The 17,567-nt window shown below is 60.1% G+C and carries 17 protein-coding genes; 13 read left to right on the top strand and 4 right to left on the bottom strand.

The features are described from left to right. Positions 1-20 precede the first annotated feature (20 nt). On the top strand, positions 21-1,532 hold the full coding sequence (locus ACXAGD_RS01360; RefSeq protein WP_475208044.1) for a YifB family Mg chelatase-like AAA ATPase: 1,512 nt from the start codon (positions 21-23) through the stop codon (positions 1,530-1,532). Here ACXAGD_RS01360 and gshB read toward each other — a convergent pair. The 3 genes from gshB to rsmI form a co-directional block, all read right to left on the bottom strand. Then, positions 1,529-2,461, bottom strand: coding sequence for a glutathione synthase (gshB, locus tag ACXAGD_RS01355; RefSeq protein ID WP_475208042.1), 933 nt, complete (start codon positions 2,459-2,461; stop codon positions 1,529-1,531). The genes ACXAGD_RS01360 and gshB overlap by 4 nt on opposite strands. Positions 2,462-2,522: 61 nt before the next feature. Further along, a complete protein-coding gene (locus ACXAGD_RS01350; protein ID WP_475208041.1) occupies positions 2,523-2,894 on the bottom strand; it encodes a YraN family protein in 372 nt (123 codons plus the stop codon). A gap of 1 nt (position 2,895) precedes the next feature. Continuing rightward, a complete protein-coding gene (rsmI, locus tag ACXAGD_RS01345) occupies positions 2,896-3,753 on the bottom strand; it encodes a 16S rRNA (cytidine(1402)-2'-O)-methyltransferase (protein ID WP_475208040.1) in 858 nt (285 codons plus the stop codon). Between the two features lie 88 nt (positions 3,754-3,841). Here rsmI and ACXAGD_RS01340 point away from each other — a divergent pair, with 88 nt between their 5' ends. The 3 genes from ACXAGD_RS01340 to murJ are packed head-to-tail and all read left to right on the top strand — an operon-like array spanning position 3,842 to position 9,331. After that, on the top strand, positions 3,842-5,014 hold the full coding sequence (locus tag ACXAGD_RS01340) for a penicillin-binding protein activator (protein ID WP_475208038.1): 1,173 nt from the start codon (positions 3,842-3,844) through the stop codon (positions 5,012-5,014). After that, on the top strand, positions 4,974-7,793 hold the full coding sequence (locus tag ACXAGD_RS01335) for a [protein-PII] uridylyltransferase (RefSeq protein ID WP_475208037.1): 2,820 nt from the start codon (positions 4,974-4,976) through the stop codon (positions 7,791-7,793). Before ACXAGD_RS01340 ends, ACXAGD_RS01335 begins: the two co-directional genes overlap by 41 nt. Next, positions 7,790-9,331, top strand: coding sequence for a murein biosynthesis integral membrane protein MurJ (gene murJ, locus ACXAGD_RS01330; RefSeq protein WP_475208035.1), 1,542 nt, complete (start codon positions 7,790-7,792; stop codon positions 9,329-9,331). Before ACXAGD_RS01335 ends, murJ begins: the two co-directional genes overlap by 4 nt. Here murJ and ACXAGD_RS01325 read toward each other — a convergent pair whose 3' ends face one another. Next, complete coding sequence (locus ACXAGD_RS01325; RefSeq protein ID WP_475208034.1) at positions 9,332-10,018, bottom strand: rhomboid family intramembrane serine protease; 687 nt, start codon at positions 10,016-10,018, stop codon at positions 9,332-9,334. It lies immediately after the preceding gene. An 86-nt stretch (positions 10,019-10,104) separates the two neighbouring features. On the opposite strand from ACXAGD_RS01325, the gene trpS reads away from it, so the two are divergent. The 9 genes from trpS (at position 10,105) to ACXAGD_RS01280 (ending at position 17,567) form a co-directional block, all read left to right on the top strand. Further along, entirely contained in the window at positions 10,105-11,133 is a 1,029-nt protein-coding gene (gene trpS / locus ACXAGD_RS01320) for a tryptophan--tRNA ligase (RefSeq protein ID WP_475208033.1), read from the top strand. A gap of 59 nt (positions 11,134-11,192) precedes the next feature. Next, positions 11,193-12,056: a branched-chain amino acid aminotransferase gene (locus tag ACXAGD_RS01315; protein ID WP_475208032.1), complete on the top strand. Its 864-nt coding sequence runs from the start codon at positions 11,193-11,195 to the stop codon at positions 12,054-12,056. A gap of 62 nt (positions 12,057-12,118) precedes the next feature. Beyond that, positions 12,119-12,574, top strand: a complete 456-nt coding sequence (locus ACXAGD_RS01310) for a universal stress protein (protein ID WP_475208031.1) — start codon at positions 12,119-12,121, stop codon at positions 12,572-12,574. A 9-nt stretch (positions 12,575-12,583) separates the two neighbouring features. Then, complete coding sequence (locus ACXAGD_RS01305; protein ID WP_475208030.1) at positions 12,584-13,177, top strand: DsbA family protein; 594 nt, start codon at positions 12,584-12,586, stop codon at positions 13,175-13,177. A 69-nt stretch (positions 13,178-13,246) separates the two neighbouring features. Beyond that, positions 13,247-13,810, top strand: coding sequence for a NifU family protein (locus ACXAGD_RS01300; RefSeq protein ID WP_475208029.1), 564 nt, complete (start codon positions 13,247-13,249; stop codon positions 13,808-13,810). Then, complete coding sequence (gene tsaB, locus ACXAGD_RS01295; RefSeq protein ID WP_475208028.1) at positions 13,800-14,384, top strand: tRNA (adenosine(37)-N6)-threonylcarbamoyltransferase complex dimerization subunit type 1 TsaB; 585 nt, start codon at positions 13,800-13,802, stop codon at positions 14,382-14,384. Before ACXAGD_RS01300 ends, tsaB begins: the two co-directional genes overlap by 11 nt. Then, complete coding sequence (locus ACXAGD_RS01290; RefSeq protein WP_475208026.1) at positions 14,381-14,794, top strand: GNAT family N-acetyltransferase; 414 nt, start codon at positions 14,381-14,383, stop codon at positions 14,792-14,794. The genes tsaB and ACXAGD_RS01290 overlap by 4 nt, the downstream gene beginning before the upstream one ends. Positions 14,795-14,953: 159 nt before the next feature. Continuing rightward, a complete protein-coding gene (locus tag ACXAGD_RS01285) occupies positions 14,954-15,952 on the top strand; it encodes a BMP family lipoprotein (protein WP_475208025.1) in 999 nt (332 codons plus the stop codon). An 85-nt stretch (positions 15,953-16,037) separates the two neighbouring features. After that, positions 16,038-17,567: an ABC transporter ATP-binding protein gene (locus tag ACXAGD_RS01280; protein ID WP_475208024.1), complete on the top strand. Its 1,530-nt coding sequence runs from the start codon at positions 16,038-16,040 to the stop codon at positions 17,565-17,567.

The raw sequence follows: 17,567 nt of genomic DNA, 5'->3' as shown, positions 1-17,567 counted from the left end.
GTTAACCAAAAAGGTCGTTCATGGTCGCCCGTTCTCATACCGTCGCTTTTCAAGGGGTCGATGCCCGCCCGGTCGAGGTACAATGCGCTGTCTCACCGGGTCTGCCCGCCTTTTCCATCGTCGGCCTGCCCGACAAGGCCGTGTCCGAAGCCCGCGACCGCGTCCGAAGCGCACTGAGTTCGATGGCCATCGCACTGCCTTCGAAGCGCATAACCATCAACCTGTCCCCTGCCGATCTGCCGAAAGAGGGCAGCCATTTCGACCTGCCCATCGCAGTGGCGTTGTTGTCCGCGCTAGAAATCATCCCACGCGACGCCGCCGAAGGTGCTGTTTCGCTGGGCGAACTGTCTCTGGACGGCTCTCTGGTGCCGGTCGTCGGCGCCCTGCCCGCCGCCATGACTGCCGCCGCCGAGGATCGCACGCTGCTGTGCCCCCGCGCCTCCAGCGCCGAGGCCGCATGGGTCGATGCCACACAGGTGATCGGGGCCGGGTCCTTGGGCGATGTAGTACGCCACTTCTCAGGCCAGTCGCCTTTGCCCGCGGCGCAACCGGGCGAGGTAAACCTCGCGCCCAGCACCCGCGATCTGCGCGATGTAAAAGGGCAGGAGCGGGCCAAACGCGCGCTTGAGATCGCGGCAGCAGGCAGGCACCACCTGATCATGATCGGCACGCCGGGCTCGGGTAAGTCCATGCTGGCTGCGCGCCTGCCCGGGATCCTGCCGCCGCTGACCCCGACCGAAGCCTTGGAAACCTCGATGATCCAATCCCTATGCGGATTGCTGGACGAAGGTGGCATCAGCCGCACCCGACCATTTCGCGAACCGCACCATACCGCCTCGATGGCCGCGATAGTCGGCGGTGGCAGGGGCGCCAAACCGGGGGAAATCTCGCTGGCTCACAATGGCGTTCTGTTCATGGACGAGTTCCCGGAATTCCCGCGCACCGTTCTGGAAACCCTGCGCCAGCCGATTGAGACCGGAGAGGTCATGGTCGCCCGTGCCAATGCTCATGTGAAATACCCCTGCCGGTTCATGCTGGTGGCTGCGGCAAACCCCTGCAAATGCGGTTATCTGACCGACCCTTCCCGCGCCTGTTCACGCGCGCCTGTATGTGGCGAGGATTATCTGGGGCGGATTTCCGGCCCCTTGATGGATCGCTTCGATCTGCGGATCGAGGTTCCACCGGTTGGATTTACCGATCTCGATCTGCCTCCGTCCGGCGACAGCTCCGCCACGGTTGCTATGCGTGTCGAAGCGGCGCGTGTGATTCAGGCGGATAGGTTCGCGGATACAGCAACCCGGCAAAACGCCGATGTCGAAGGCAAGATGTTGGAAGAAATCGCCGCCCCGGACGCCGAGGGCAAGGAACTGCTGCTGAAAGCGGCCGAACGCTTCGGCCTGTCGGCACGCGCCTTTCACCGCATTCTGCGGGTAGCGCGCACGATTGCCGATCTGGAGGGCGCGCCAGATGTCCGACGTCCACATGTGGCCGAGGCGCTGAGCTTTCGGATCAGCGCCAAGGTCGCCGCTTAAAGTTTGGCCTCGATTGCCTGCCAAATCTTTTCGGCGATATTCACGCCGTCGAACCGCTCAAGCTCCTGAATACCGGTGGGCGAGGTCACATTGATCTCAGTCAGGTAGTCGCCGATCACGTCGATCCCAACGAAGATCTGCCCTTTTTCCTTGAGCAAAGGACCAATCGCGGCACAAATCTCAAGATCGCGTTCGGACAGGCCTATCTTTTCGGGGCGACCGCCGACATGCATATTCGACCGCGTTTCACCCTTGGCAGGCACCCGATTGATCGCGCCAACCGGCTCTCCGTCCACAAGGATCACGCGTTTGTCGCCATTGCTGACATCCGGCAGGAATTTCTGGACGATCAGCGGCTCACGCGAGAACCCGGTGAATAGCTCGTGCAGAGAGGTCAGGTTGCGGTCATTCGCATCCAGCCGGAACACGCCCGCGCCGCCATTTCCGTAAAGCGGCTTGAGGATGACATCGCTGTGCTTTTCCTTGAACGCTTTGATGGTCTGCAGGTCTCGCGCAATCGTCGTCGGAGGGGTCAGATCCGGGAAATCCAGAACCAGAAGCTTTTCGGGGTAGTTGCGCACCCAGAACGGATCATTGACCACCAGCGCCTGCCCTTGCAGACGATCCAGCAGGTGGGTCGACGTAATGTAGTGCATGTCGAACGGCGGGTCCTGGCGCAGCCAGATCACGTCGAACTCGGCCAGGTCGACCTCACGCTCTGGCCCCAGTTCAGCCGGGTTCCCAGCGACGCGCTGAACCTTCATGTCATGACCGCGCGCGGTGATGCGCCCTACCTGATAAGCCAGCTGATCAGGCCCGTAGAAAAACAGCTCATGCCCGCGTGTCTGCGCCTCTTCGGCCAGTCGGAAAGAGCTGTCTGCATTAATATCCACGGCCCCGATCGGGTCCATCTGAAAGGCAATTTTCATGGCGTGTCCCTCAGTTTCACGCCAGATACATGGCCCAGCGGGGCCACGGGTTCAATGGGGATCAAGCCTGACCAAAGGCGTTTTCGATGATTTGAACAGCCCCCGAAGCGTCCACCAGTGCCGCATCAAACCGGGCATTGGTCAGCTGTCCATTGGGTTCGGTTTCCAGAAACTGAGCAGCAGAGGCGTAGATTCGGTCCATCTGGCGGCGGCTGATCCGGCCTGCAGCCGTCTCGAAACTTGAGCTTTTCTTGACCTCGATGAAGACAACGCCATACGCGTTGCGGGCGATCAGGTCGATCTCCCCCCCGGAGCCGCGCCAGCGGCGATGTGCGATTAAGAATCCGCGCCGTTCATACTCGGATGCGACCTGCTGTTCCGCCGCCTGTCCGGCGTGATAGGAAACCGAACTTCGGACGGATCGTGCGGTCATGTCATCCCTTTCCCAGTTTTAGGGCCTTTTGGTAAATTGGACGGCGCGGCAGCTTGTACATCTCGGACACCAAATCCGCCGCGTCCCGCACCGAATGCGTTTCCAAGGCCCGCTTCAAAGCCTCTTCTATGTCGGAGTCGTTAACAGTTTCAGAATGACCGCGATCTACTAACAAGACAATCTCACCTTTGACCGTCTGCCCTTGTAGTTCCTCCGCAAGTTCACCCAAAGACCCGCGCCTGACCTCTTCGAACTTTTTGGTCAACTCGCGACACATCGCGGCGGGGCGGTTTTCCCCCAGCACGTCAGCCAGATCTGACAGACAGGCCGCGACACGTTTCGGCGATTCGTACAACACCAACGTGCCGGGCACGTCACGCAGCGCTTCGATCCGTGTTCGGCGGGCACCTGTGGCATTAGGCAGAAACCCTGCAAAAAAGAACGCATCCGTCGGCAACCCGGCCAACGTCAGCGCCATCAAAGCCGCGGATGGCCCCGGCGCGCAGGTCACCACATGTCCGGCCTCGGCCGCCTGTCGACCCAAATCGTATCCCGGATCAGCGATCAGCGGCATTCCGGCCTCGGACGCGTAGGCGACTGATTTTCCTTCGCTCAGCGCATCCAGAATCTTACCACGCGCACCGGCGCCGCTGTGATCGTGATAGGCCAGTATGCGCCGCCCCTCGAGCGGGACGCCGTGAATCTCCATCAACCGGCGCAGACTACGAGTATCTTCGGCGGCAATCACATCGGCCGAGGCCAGCACATCCAGCGCCCTGAGCGTGATGTCGCGGGCCGTTCCTATCGGAGTGGCAACAAAATACAGGCCGGCGCCCAATCTGACTTTTTGGAAATTCAAAGCTGGACCCTCACTGCGTGACGTTTATTATCGCGGCACAATAGATAGGTGGTATCCCAAGCCGCCGGGACAGGGAGTTTTCATTCAGATGTTTACCGTTTGCAAGCCCGTTCGCAAGCTGGCGCGTACCGCCGCCGTACTTGCAACCGCCGCGTTTCTGACCGCCTGTGAAACCACGGGTATCGGCGGTGGGCCGTCGATCAACACGTCTGAACCGGTCCCTGTTGCCCTGCTGGTGCCCGCCGGGTCGGGTCAATCGGGTGACGCAGCGCTGGCACGCAGCCTTGAAAACGCAGCCCGTTTGGCGATGGCCGACCTGCAGAACGTTAAAATCGATCTTCGGGTCTATGACACCCGCGGCAGCTCGAACACGGCCGCCGAGGTTGCGCAGCGCGCGGTTGCCGACGGGGCGAAGATCATTTTGGGTCCGGTCTATGCACAAGCGGCAAACTCCGCTGGCCTGGCCGTGCTGAACAACAACGTCAACGTTCTATCCTTCTCGAACAACACCAGCATCGCGGGCGGCAATGTCTTCGTGCTTGGCCCGACATTCGACAACACGGCCAATCGACTGGTCAGCTTTGCCGGATCGCAGGGCAAGAACAACATGGTCATCATTCACAGCAACGATGCCGCTGGCCAGCTGGGCCAGAGCGCCATTGCAAATGCGCTTGTCAGCAGCCGCGTAAACAACGCGGGCTCGGTCGGCTACGACCGGTCGCAGCAGGGTGTGATCAACGCGGTGCCATCTGTCAAAGCCACCGTAGACGCGTCGGGCGCGGATTCCCTGTTCCTGACCGCAACCACGGCTGGAGCCTTACCCTTGTTCACCCAATTGCTGCCCGAGGCCGGCGTTTCCACGGCGAACACACAGTATATCGGCCTGACACGCTGGGATATCCCACCGCAGACACTGGACCTACCCGGCGTACAGGGCGGTTGGTTCGCGCTGCCTGACCCGTCCAAGGCACAAGCCTACCGCCAACGGTACAACGCCACTTATGGCGAAGCCCCACATCCGATCAGCGGCCTTGCCTATGACGGCATCGCGGCCATCGCAGCACTTGTCAGTCAGGGCAAATCCAATGCACTGACCGCCTCGGCACTGACACAGAACGCCGGATTCCAAGGCGTTGGCGGCATTTTCCGCCTACGCCCGAACGGTACGAATGAACGCGGTCTGGCTGTGGCCACGATCCAGAATAAACAGGTAGTAGTGATTGACCCTGCCCCACAAAGCTTCACAGGCGCCGGTTTCTGATCAACCGGTGCTGACACTCACCCCGAAGGGTGAGTTGATCTGCCCGGCCGATGAAATATTCGACAGCGCCGCCGTCATGGCGCAGCTGTCGGAAGCCTTCGAAACAACCTCGGAAAATGGCGCACGGCGGAGTGAAACCGTGCGCGTTTTGCGTGACGCCCAGAAAGCCGGGCGTCAGGCCATCGCTGATGCTTTTGCCAAGCGCCCCTTTGACGCGCGGCCGCTGACCCATTCCTATACATATCTGACCGACGGGCTGGTCTGCACGGCGATGCAGGTCTCCAGCAAAGTGTTGCACCCTCTGGCCACGCCGACGCAGGGAGAAAAGATCGCCGTGATGGCCGTGGGTGGCTATGGGCGGGGTGAGATGGCACCAGCCTCCGATGTCGATCTGCTGTTTCTGACGCCTTACAAGATCACTGCCTGGGCTGAGAGCGTGATCGAATCCATGCTCTACATCCTGTGGGATCTACGGCTGAAGGTTGGTCATTCCTCGCGCACCATCAAGGACTGCCTGCGGCTGGGCACCGAGGATTTCACAATCCGTACCGCTATGCTGGAACAGCGTTATCTGGCCGGGGAAAAGGACCTTGCGGCTGAACTGGAAACCCGCTTGAAATCCGATCTGTTCAAAGGCAGCGAGCGGCAATTCATCGAAGCGAAGCTGCAGGAACGCGACGAGCGCCACAAGAAGCAAGGCCAGCGTTATATGGTCGAGCCCAACGTCAAAGAGGGCAAGGGTGGCCTGCGCGATCTGCAATCACTCTACTGGATCGCAAAATACATCTATGGCGTTCAGGATGTGGCCGAACTGGTGCCACTGGGCCTATTCACACCGGATGAGTTCGAGACCTTCGTAAAGGCCGAAGATTTCCTTTGGGCCGTTCGCTCGCATCTTCATCTGGTCACCCGGCGTGCTACGGAACAACTGACCTTTGACATGCAGGTCGAAGTTGCCGCCCGCATGGGTTACGAGGACCGTGCCGGCCGTCGCGGCGTCGAAGTCTTCATGCAGCGCTATTTCCGCGAGGCTACACGGGTGGGTGAGCTGACGCGCATTTTCCTGACCAAGCTGGAAGCGACGCATATGAAGGGCGCCCCCCTGCTGGAGCGCATCTTCCGCCGCCGTCCACGTGTCAAAGCGGGCTATTCGGTCGTGCACGGTCGCCTGGACGTGGCCGATCCCGAAACCTTTCTGGCCGACAAGCTGAACATGCTGCGCCTGTTCGAAGAGGGGCTGCGGACGGGCATGCTGATCCACCCGGATGCGATGCGTCTGGTCAGTGCCAACCTGAACCTGATCGACGAAGAAATGCGCGAGAACAAGGAAGCGCGGCGTATCTTCCTTGATCTGATGCTGAAACATGGCAACCCCGAACGCGCCCTGCGGCGGATGAACGAACTGGGTGTTCTGTCAGCCTTTTTGCCCGAGTTTGAGCACATCGTGGCGATGATGCAGTTCAATATGTATCACAGCTATACGGTCGATGAGCACACCATCCAGTGCATCGTGAACTTGGCCCAGATAGAACGCGGAGAGCTGGTGGAATCGCTGCCTCTGGCCTCGTCGATTCTGAAGGGTGGTGTCAATCGCAAGGTGCTGTATGTCGCCTTGCTGCTGCACGACATCGCCAAGGGGCGGCCCGAAGACCACTCGATCCTCGGTGCGCAGATCGCACGCAAGGTGGCGCCTCGGCTGGGTCTGAACAAGGCGGATTCGGAAACCGTGGAATGGCTGGTGCGCTATCACCTGCTGATGTCGGACATGGCGCAGAAGCGCGATATCTCTGACCCACGCACGGTGCGCGATTTCGCCAAGGCGGTGAAGACGGTCAAGCGGCTTGACCTGCTGACGGTGCTGACGGTCTGCGACATTCGCGGCGTCGGGCCGAATACGTGGAACAATTGGAAGGCCACCCTGCTTCGGGCTTTGCATGCCGAAACCAAGCGCGCGCTTGAAACCGGGATGGAAGACCTTAACCGCGCCAATCGCGGTACCGAGGCCAAAAAGGCGCTGCGCGCGGAATTGGCCGATTGGTCCAAGGCGGATCTCAAAACCGAGACCGGCCGGCATTATCCGCCCTATTGGCAGGGTCTGAACCTGTCGACCCATGTGGAATTTGCCGAGATGCTGCGGACCCTGGAACACAGCGGTGATCCGGGCGATATGGAAATCCGCCTGCACCCCGACGAAGACCGCGATGCTACCCGAGCCTGTTTCGCGATGGGCGACCATCCGGGGATTTTCGCACGCATCGCGGGGGCTCTGGCGCTGGTGGGGGCGAACGTGGTGGATGCACGCAGCTACACCACCAAGGACGGCTATGTGACCGACGCGTTCTGGATTCAGGATGCCGAAGGCCACCCCTTCGAGGCCAGTCGCCTTCCGCGTCTGACCCAGATGATCCACAAGACGCTGAAGGGTGAGGTCGTGGCTCGCGAAGCGCTGAAATCGCGTGACAAGATCAAAAAACGCGAACGTGCCTTTAACGTGCCGACCCATATCACCTTCGACAACGATGGGTCCGAGATTTACACGATCATCGAGGTCGATACACGCGACCGTCCCGGCCTGCTGTACGATCTGACACGCACTTTGGCTGCGGCCAATGTCTATATCGCGAACGCCGTGATCGCGACCTATGGCGAGCAGGTGGTAGACACGTTTTACGTCAAGGACATGTTCGGGCTGAAGTACCATTCGGAAAGCAAACAGCGCACGCTTGAGGGCAAGCTGCGTAGTGCCATCACCGAGGGCGCCGAGCGCGCGGCCTCATGAAGCAGATCCGGCTGTTTTCAGGCCTGTTCACGGTCGGCTTCTGGACGCTGGCCAGTCGCATACTGGGTTTCCTGCGGGAAATCCTGTTAACCGCCTATATCGGGCCGGGGCCGGTGATGGACGCCTTTGTCGCCGCCTTCCGCCTGCCCAACATGTTTCGCCGGTTCTTTGCCGAAGGTGCTTTTAACGCCGCTTTTGTGCCGATGTTTTCCAAACGACTAGAGGGGGACGAGAATGCCGAAGCCTTCGCGCAGGATGCGTTCAACCTGCTGGCCGTGGCGGTACTGGCCCTGGTCGGGCTGGCGATGGTGTTCATGCCCGCATTGGTCTGGATCACGGCCGAGGGGTTTCATGGCGACGAACGGTTCGATCTGGCGGTGGATTACGGCTACGTAGTCTTCCCCTACATCTTGTTTATGTCGTTGGCGGCGCTGTTTTCTGGCGTTCTGAACGCCACCGGCCGCTTTGCCGCTGCCGCCGCTGCGCCTGTTTTGCTGAACATTTTTGCCTGCACGGCCCTGATTGCTGCGGCAGCCATGGACGGCGATGCGATCCGCTGGCTGATCACTGTCATCCCGCTGGCCGGGGTTGCGCAACTGGCGTTGGTTTGGGTTGCGACCGAACGTGCAGGGATTCGCATCCGGCCCGGGTTGCCGAAACTCAGCCCCGAGATGCGCCATATGGTCCGCATAGCCGTTCCGGCGGCACTCGCCATGGGTGTCACGCAGGTCAATCTGGTGGTGGGGCAGCTTGTGGCCTCGAAAACCGAAAAGGCGGTGAGTTGGCTGTTTGCGGCGGATCGGCTGTATCAATTGCCCTTGGGGGTGGTAGGCATTGCGGTTGGTATCGTTCTGTTGCCCGACCTGTCGAGGCGGCTGCGCGCCGGGGACAAAGACGGTGCCCGCAACGCCTTTTCCCGCGCCGGAGAATTCACCCTTCTGCTGACCATCCCCTCGACCGTAGCTTTCGTGATTCTGCCAAACCCGATTGTCTCAGTCCTGTTCGAGCGCGGTCAATTCAGCGCCGAAGACACGACGGCGACGGCGCTGGCAGTGGCCGTCTATGGGATCGGCCTGCCTGCCTTCATGCTGCAAAAACTGCTTCAGCCGTTGTTCTTTGCCCGCGAGGACACCCGGAGGCCCTTCCACTATGCCATTGTCGCAATGATCGTGAATGCCGGTCTGGCCTTTGGCCTTTATCCGCTGGTGGGATGGATCGCCCCTGCCATTGCGGCCTCGGCCGCTGGTTGGGCCATGGTCGCCCTTTTAGCTATTGGTGCACGTCGCATGGGCGAAGAGGCCCGGTTCGACGCCAGATTCAAACGCCGGGCATGGCGTATCGTGGCGGCATCTTTGGGCATGGGCGTCGTTCTTTACGCAGCCATCCACCTGTTTGGCTGGACCTTCGAGCTGCCCGGATGGCGTTATCTGGCGCTGATCATTCTGATTAAGGTCGCGGCGGCCTCGTATTTCTTCCTCGGCCACCTGTTCGGCGCGTTCGAAGTATCCGAGTTTAGAAAAGCCCTGCGCCGGTCGTGATCAGTCGCGGCGGATACGCCGCACGATCCGCGCCCATCCGCCCGGCGCCAGAAAGAAGGACAGGCCAAAGCCAGTCGCAAACCCGCCCAGATCGGCCACCCAATCCGAGGTCCCGCCAAACAGCAGACCAAACACAAGTTGGATACCCATCAATGCAGCGATCAGGCCAAAGGCCCTGTGTTGGTTCTCCCCGACCAGCGACAGCTTGCGCCACAGCAGCCATGTGAACGCGCCGATCAGGCCGTAGACCGGCGGGAACCCACCCACCAGCGGGTAGTTCGGGTCCAGCAGCAGGGCATAGGCCAGCGCGCCGCCCACACCAGACAACACAAAGACCACCAGCATCTGAAACCCGCCAAAGACCTCAGCCACCATCTTGCCCATCGCCAGCAGGAAAACGCAGACAAAGATGGCCTGCGTGAAGCTGCCAGATACAAACGGGTAGGTCACAAACCGGATCACATGTTCAAACGGCCAGCGTCCATTTTCCACCATCCAGTCGAAGATGTCGGGCGAGAAGGAATAGCTTTGCAATGCATCTAGCCGCCAACCCACGGCGGACGGCCCGCCGACCAGACCACGCGCGCCAAGCGTGAAAGCTAGTTCCACCCCCATGATGAACAGGACCAAAGCCACCACCACAGGCGGCAGAGGGTTCACGGCGGGTGTATAATTCTCACTGCTCATTGGGCTGGCCTTTCGCGGCTGTTGACGTCCCTTGGCCTCATGGGTAAGCGACGGGGGCTTATTTTTCCAGACGGGAGTTCCCTTCGATGACCGAAACCAAGTTCACGCCGCGCGTGTTTTCCGGCATCCAGCCTTCGGGAAACCTGCACCTAGGCAACTATCTGGGTGCGCTCAAGCGTTTTGTGGATATGCAGGGACCTGAGTTCGAGACCATCTATTGCATGGTCGACCTGCACGCGATCACCGTTTGGCAAGACCCGGCCCGTCTGCGCGAGAAAACCCGCGAGGTTTGTGCGGGCTTCATCGCTGCCGGATTGGATCCTGAGAAATCGATCTTGTTCAACCAAAGCCAGGTGGCAGAGCACACGCAGTTGGCCTGGATTTTCAACTGTATCGCCCGGATGGGCTGGATGCAGCGGATGACACAGTTCAAGGATAAGGCGGGTAAGAATGCTCAGAACGCCTCGCTGGGCCTGTTCGCCTACCCGGCGTTGATGGCGGCAGATATTCTGACCTATCACGCAACGCATGTACCAGTGGGCGAGGATCAGAAACAGCATCTGGAGCTGACCCGCGACATCGCGATCAAGTTCAACCATGACTATGGTGTCGATTTCTTCCCCGTGACCGAGCCGGTGATCGGTGGCCCTGCGCCGCGCGTGATGAACCTGCGCGACGGCACGCGCAAGATGTCGTCCTCGGACCCGTCCGACATGACTCGCATCAACATGACCGATGACGCCGACGCCATCGCCAAGAAAATCCGCAAGGCCAAGACCGATCCAGACGCCCTGCCCTCGGAAATCGACGGTCTGTCGGAACGCCCCGAGGCACGCAATCTGGTAAACATCTATGCCGCTCTCAGCGACCAGACGGCCGAGCAGGTTCTGGCCGAGGTGGGCGGCAAACAGTTCGGTGAATTCAAGCCGATGCTGGCCGATCTGGCGGTTTCGAAACTGGCGCCGATTTCGTCCGAAATGGCCCGCCTGATGGGGGAAGAGGCCGAGATCGACCAGATTCTGGCCAAAGGCGCAGAAAAAGCGCGGGCGATTGCGGCCCCGATCCTGCAACAGACCTACGAAATCGTGGGCATGGTTGGTGCAAAACAGGGCTGATTGCTCTGGACCTTGCCTCAACGCCTTCCTAGGTTTGCGCGAAAGCTTGGGAGGGCGTCATGGCAGTTGGCAAGAACATCCGCACCTATTTCGAAGGTCAATGGCATGACGGGAACGCCCCGATCATGCGGGCCGCCGATCATGGATCATGGCTGGGGTCGTCGGTCTTCGACGGCGCGCGCTATTTCGACGGCTTGGCCCCAGACCTTGAGCCGCATTGCGCCCGAGTGAACCGCTCGGCCGAAGCGCTGATGCTGACGCCTTCCGTGACGACTCAACAGATGGTCGAGATTGTCCGCGAGGGGCTGGAGGCCTTTGGCCCCGAAGCAGCTGTCTATATCCGCCCTATGTATTGGGGTATCGACGGCGACGCGACCGCCATCGTTCCACAGGAAAACAGCACCGGATTTGCGATCTGTCTGGAAGAGATTCCGATGGCCCCTGAAACCGCCTCTGCCACGCTGGGATACACGCGATTCCGCCGCCCGGTTCTGGAATCCTCGGTGGTGAACGCCAAGGCCGGGTGCCTGTACCCCAACAACGCGCGTATGCTGCAAGAGGCGCGCGCAAACGGTTTTTCCAATGCGCTGGTTGCCGACGCCTTAGGCCATGTGGCCGAAACCGCAACCGCCAATATCTTCATGGTCCGGGATGGAGAGGTTTTCACGCCCACCCCCAACGGCACCTTTCTGGCCGGAATCACCCGCGCGCGCCACATCAAGAACCTTCGCGCCGATGGCGTTACAGTGCACGAAGCCATCCTCAGCTTTGAAGATTTCCATAAGGCCGATGAGGTCTTCATGACCGGCAACATGAGCAAGATCACCCCGGTCACTGCAATCGAAGACACCCAATATCAGGTCGGACCCATCGCCCGCCGTGCGCGCGAAATGTATTGGGACTGGGCCGCAAGCGAACGCTAGGCTCTGGTTGCCACGGTGCATCTGGTCGGGCATGATCGCCTGAAATAACCGAAGGACTCTTCATGCGCAAATTTCTGGTCGTTCTGGATGACAGTCGCGAATGCCTGAACGCGATGCGCTTTGCCGCAATGCGGGCCGCCCATACCGGGGGCGGCGTGACCATCTTGTCGGTCATCCCACCGGATGAGTTCAACCACTGGATCGGTGTAGCCGAAGTGATGCGCGAAGAAGCGCGCGAGCGTATCCACGCCCATTACGAAGTGTTCGCCAAGTGGATGCGCGACAAGCAGGGTGTAGACCCGGAACTGGCCATCCGCGAAGGCGACCCGGTTCCACAGATCATCGAACATGTTCAGTCCGACCCGGAAATCGGGGTTCTGGTGCTGGGCGCAGGCGTTGAAAAGAAAGGCCCCGGCCCGCTGGTAACACAGTTGACCAAAAACTCGGGCAACCTGCCGATCCCGATCACCATCGTTCCCGGCGACCTGAGCAAGGAAAAGCTGGAAGAGATTACCTGAGGGCCACCCATGTCGCGCAGCATCCAGTTCTGGTTCGAATTCGCCTCGACCTATTCTTATCTCAGCGCGGTGCGGATCGAGGATCTGGCAGCGCAGCACGGGGTCTCGGTCGAATGGCATCCTTTTTTGCTGGGCCCGATTTTTGCCGCGCAGGGCTGGGACAACTCTCCGTTCAACATCTACCCAGCCAAAGGGCGCTATATGTGGCGTGATATGGAGAGGTTGTCGGCGCAGCGCGGGCTGCCGTTCACCCGTCCTGATCCCTTTCCGCAAAATGGCCTGAAAGCCGCGCGGCTGGTATTGTCGATTGATGCCCAACCGCAAAGGGCCGCATTTGTGCGCGCCGTTTATGCTGCGGAATTTGTCGATGGCCAGAACATCTCGGACGATGATGTGCTGATTGATTGCCTGTCGCAGGCCAGCCTGCCTGCCGAAACGCTGGCCCGTTGTCAGGACCCAGACATCAAGGCCGCCCTGATCGAACAGACGAAAACGGCTCAGACCAAGGGGATTTTCGGAGCCCCGAGCTTTCTGGTAGGGGATGAGCTGTTCTGGGGCGATGACCGGTTGGATGAGGCCATGCGATTGGCTGCCGAAATTTAGAACCGTTCCAAATCTTGACTTCCCCGGCCCGGACCCGCATATCAGTCACAACTGAAACGGAGCCGCGACATGTTCATCCAGACCGAATCCACGCCGAACCCCGCAACGCTGAAATTCCTGCCCGGCCAGATCGTTCTGGAGGCCGGAACTGCAGACTTCCCTACGGCGGAAGCTGGCGAGAGATCGCCCCTGGCCAAGCGCATCTTTGCGGTCAGCGGAGTGACCGGCGTATTTCTGGGCAATGACTTCGTGACCGTGACCAAATCGGACGATGTACAGTGGGACCACATTAAGCCTGCTGTTCTGGGCGCGGTGATGGAGCATTTCCAGTCCGGCCAGCCGGTGCTGGGATCGGATGCTCAACCCGCTTCGGGCCACGCCGAACATACCGGCGAGGACGCGGAAATCGTCAACCAGATCAAAGACCTGCTGGACAGCCGCGTGCGTCCGGCGGTCGCTCAGGATGGGGGTGACATCACCTTTCACGGGTTTGACCGCGGCGTTGTTTACCTGCACATGCAGGGTGCCTGCGCGGGTTGCCCGTCCTCGACCCTGACGCTGAAAATGGGGATCGAGAACCTGCTGCGCCACTACATCCCAGAGGTGACCGAGGTACGCCCCGTTGCCGTCTGACTCGCTGATTCTGGCGTTTGATACATCGGCCGCGCATTGCGCGGCCGCTTTGTTGCGGGGTGACGGCATCCTTGTCTCCCGCACCGAACCCATGACACGTGGTCAGGCCGAGCGGCTAATGCCGCTGCTGGAAGAGGTTCTGGCCGAAGCCGACTGCACTTGGCGAGACCTGACGGCCATTGGCGTTGGGATTGGGCCAGGAAATTTCACCGGCATCCGTATCTCGGTATCAGCCGCGCGGGGGCTGGCGCTGGGTCTTGGTATTCCGGCCGTGGGCGTCTCGGGTTTTGACGCATTGGCTGAAACCGGAGACGGGCTGCCCGCGATCCGCGCCCCTCGCGAACAGGTCTATGTCGCGCTGCCCGGACAAGATCCGGCCTTGATGACGCAGGAACAGGCAGAATCACTCGGACCCCTGAACCTGAATGATGACGCAGACGCGCAGGTGCGGGCCATCGCCCGGCTGGCAGCGCAAAACTGGCAGAGCGTTACCACGCCCCCAGCCCCGCTTTATGTGCGGCCTGCGGATGCGGCCCCGTCAAAAGACACGCCACCCGTTTTGCTGGACGGATGACCCCTCAGGACATGGCCCATATCCACGCGGCGGCCTTTATCCAGTCGCGTCCATGGTCGGATCGGGAATTTGCCGATCTGCTGGGCAACCGGTTCACCCATACTGTTGGAAATGCTGAGTCTTTTGCCCTGTTTCAGGTCATTGCCGACGAGGCCGAATTGCTGACGATTGCCACTCATCCCAGCCATCAACGGCAGGGTTTGGCGCTGAAATCCATGCAGGAGTGGCACGCGAAAGCCCGAAAATTGGGCGCAACACGCGCGTTTTTGGATGTTGCGGCAGACAACCACCCTGCAATCGCGCTCTATCAGCGATGCGGATACACGCAGTGCGGCCTGCGAAAAGACTACTATACAACTGAAAACGTTGAAAAAATCGATGCGATCGTCATGGAATGTGACCTGACCTGAGCGTCAATCTGAGGCTTTTTCGACCAACCGGTCAAAAATCAGTTGACCCGGCCTGTTGCAAACGCCCTTAATTCCCGCCATCACAATAGTTATGCTCGCTCACAGTGGGTAATCGGGGCTAACGTGTCCCCAACCGACAATAACAAACGGGAGTATGAAATGACCCTGATGAAATCCTTGATGGGCGCTGCCGCCGCTGTCGCACTGACTGCTGGTGCGGCGCTGGCCGAACCGGCCCTGATCTTTGACTTGGGCGGCAAGTTCGACAAGTCGTTCAACGAAGCTGCGCATAATGGCGCGTCCCGTTGGGCCGAAGAAACCGGCGGCACCTATCGCGAGATCGAACTGCAATCCGAAGCCCAGCGCGAACAGGCCCTGCGCCGCTTTGCCGAAGCTGGCCTGAGCCCGATCATCACCATGGGTTTTGCAATGGCTGATCCGCTCAGCACGGTTGTCGGTGATTACCCCGACACGAAGTTTGTAGTGGTTGATGTGAACTGGCTGGACGCGCCGAACCTGCGTCAGGTTGGTTTTGCCGAGCATGAAGGCTCGTACCTAGTCGGTATGATGGCCGCGATGGCATCGGAATCCGGCACCATCGGCTTCATCGGCGGTATGGACGTTCCGCTGATCCGCCACTTCGGCTGCGGTTACGCGCAAGGCGCCAAGGCCGTGAACCCTGATATCAACGTTGTCGCAAACATGACCGGCACCACCCCGGCGGCCTGGAATGACCCGGTTAAGGGTTCTGAGCTGACCAAGGCTCAGATCAGCCAGGGCGCTGACGTGGTTTATGCCGCGGCTGGTGGCACCGGCGTTGGCGTTCTGCAGACAGCTGCAGACGAAGGTATCCTGTCGATCGGCGTGGACAGCAACCAGAACCACCTGCACCCGGGCAAGGTTCTGACCTCGATGCTGAAACGCGTTGACGTCGCCGTTTACGACGCGATGAATGCAGGCGATGATCTGGAAACCGGCGTATTCGCCATGGGTCTGGCCGAAGAAGGTGTTGGCGTTGCAATGGATGAAAACAACGCTGAACTGGTCTCGGATGAGATGAAGGCAGCCGTTGAAAAAGCCCGTCAGGACATCATCGACGGCAATGTCAGCGTTGTCAGCTATTACGAGAACGACAGCTGCCCGGCACTGCAGTTCTGATATCGCGCGGGGCGGGGGTTTGACCTCCGCCTCGCCTCCACTCTGCCGCGATCCGCGCGGCCCTTCGGCAATCTGAGGACAAGACATGACCGTCCCCGCCATTGAGCTCAAAGGGATTTCAAAAGCCTTTGGGCCGGTTCAGGCCAACAAAGACATTTCCATCAGCGTCGCCCCCGGCACGATCCACGGGATCATCGGTGAAAACGGTGCGGGCAAATCCACGCTGATGAGCATTCTCTACGGTTTCTACAAAGCCGACAAAGGTGAGATTTGGATCAACGGCACTAAGACCGACATCCCCGACAGTCAGGCAGCAATTGCGGCCGGCATCGGGATGGTGTTCCAGCATTTCAAACTGGTTGAGAATTTCACCGTTCTGGAAAACATCGTTCTGGGCGCTGAAGATGGCGGGCTGCTGGCCCCTTCCCTGTCCAAGGCCCGCAAAGAACTGAAAGAACTGGAAGAAGAATACGAACTGTTCGTCGACCCCGACAAGCGTATCGATGAGATCGGCGTGGGGATGCAGCAGCGGGTCGAAATTCTGAAAGCGCTGTACCGCAAGGCCGAGATCCTGATTCTTGATGAGCCGACCGGCGTTCTGACCCCGGCTGAGGCGGATCAGCTGTTCCGCATCCTCGACCGACTGCGGGCCGAGGGGAAAACAATTATCGTAATCACGCATAAACTGCGCGAGATTATGGAAAACACTGACACCGTCTCGGTGATGCGGCGAGGTCAGATGACGGCAACCGTCAAAACCGCCGAGACCAGCCCCGAGGAGTTGGCCGAACTGATGGTCGGCCGCAAGGTGCTGCTGCAGGTCGACAAGGTGCCTGCGAAGCCAGGAAAACCCATTCTTGAGGTCGAAAACCTGCGTGTTTTCGATTCCGCAGGCGTCGAGCGGGTCAAGGGCATCGATCTGACCGTACGGGCCGGAGAAATCGTCGGCATCGCCGGTGTTGCAGGCAACGGCCAATCGGAATTGCTTGAGGTGTTGGGCGGGATGCGCCCGGGCCAGGGCTCGATCAAGCTGGACGGCGCACCTCTGGCCCTGAGCGGTGCAGGGTCAGACGGCCAAGCCCGTCGTGCGCAGCACATCGCCCACGTGCCTGAGGACCGTCAGCGCGAAGGTCTGATCATGGACTTCCACGCGTGGGAGAACGTTGCTTTCGGCTATCACCGCGACCCGGCCTACAAACGCGGCATCTTCATGGACAACGCCGCCCTGCGCGCCGACACAGAAGCCAAAATCGAAAAATTCGACGTGCGCCCGCCGAATGGCTGGCTGACGGCCAAAAGTTTCTCGGGCGGTAACCAGCAAAAAATCGTCGTCGCACGCGAGATCGAACGGAACCCGGACCTGCTACTGGTCGGGCAACCCACACGTGGCGTGGACATCGGCGCGATCGAGTTCATTCACAAACAGATCGTCGCCCTGCGCGATCAGGGCAAGGCGATCCTTTTGGTCTCGGTGGAACTGGAAGAGATCTTCTCACTGTCCGACCGGATCGCAGTGATGTTTGACGGACATATCATGGGCGAGCGCCTGCCCCATGAGACAGATGAAAAAGAACTGGGCCTGCTGATGGCCGGTGTTGCGGGAGAGGCCGCGTAA

The sequence above is a fragment of the Ruegeria sp. ABF4_144 genome, from assembly GCF_056160045.1.
Note: the sequence above shows the minus strand (reverse complement) of the source record. Positions and strands in the feature narration are given on the sequence as shown.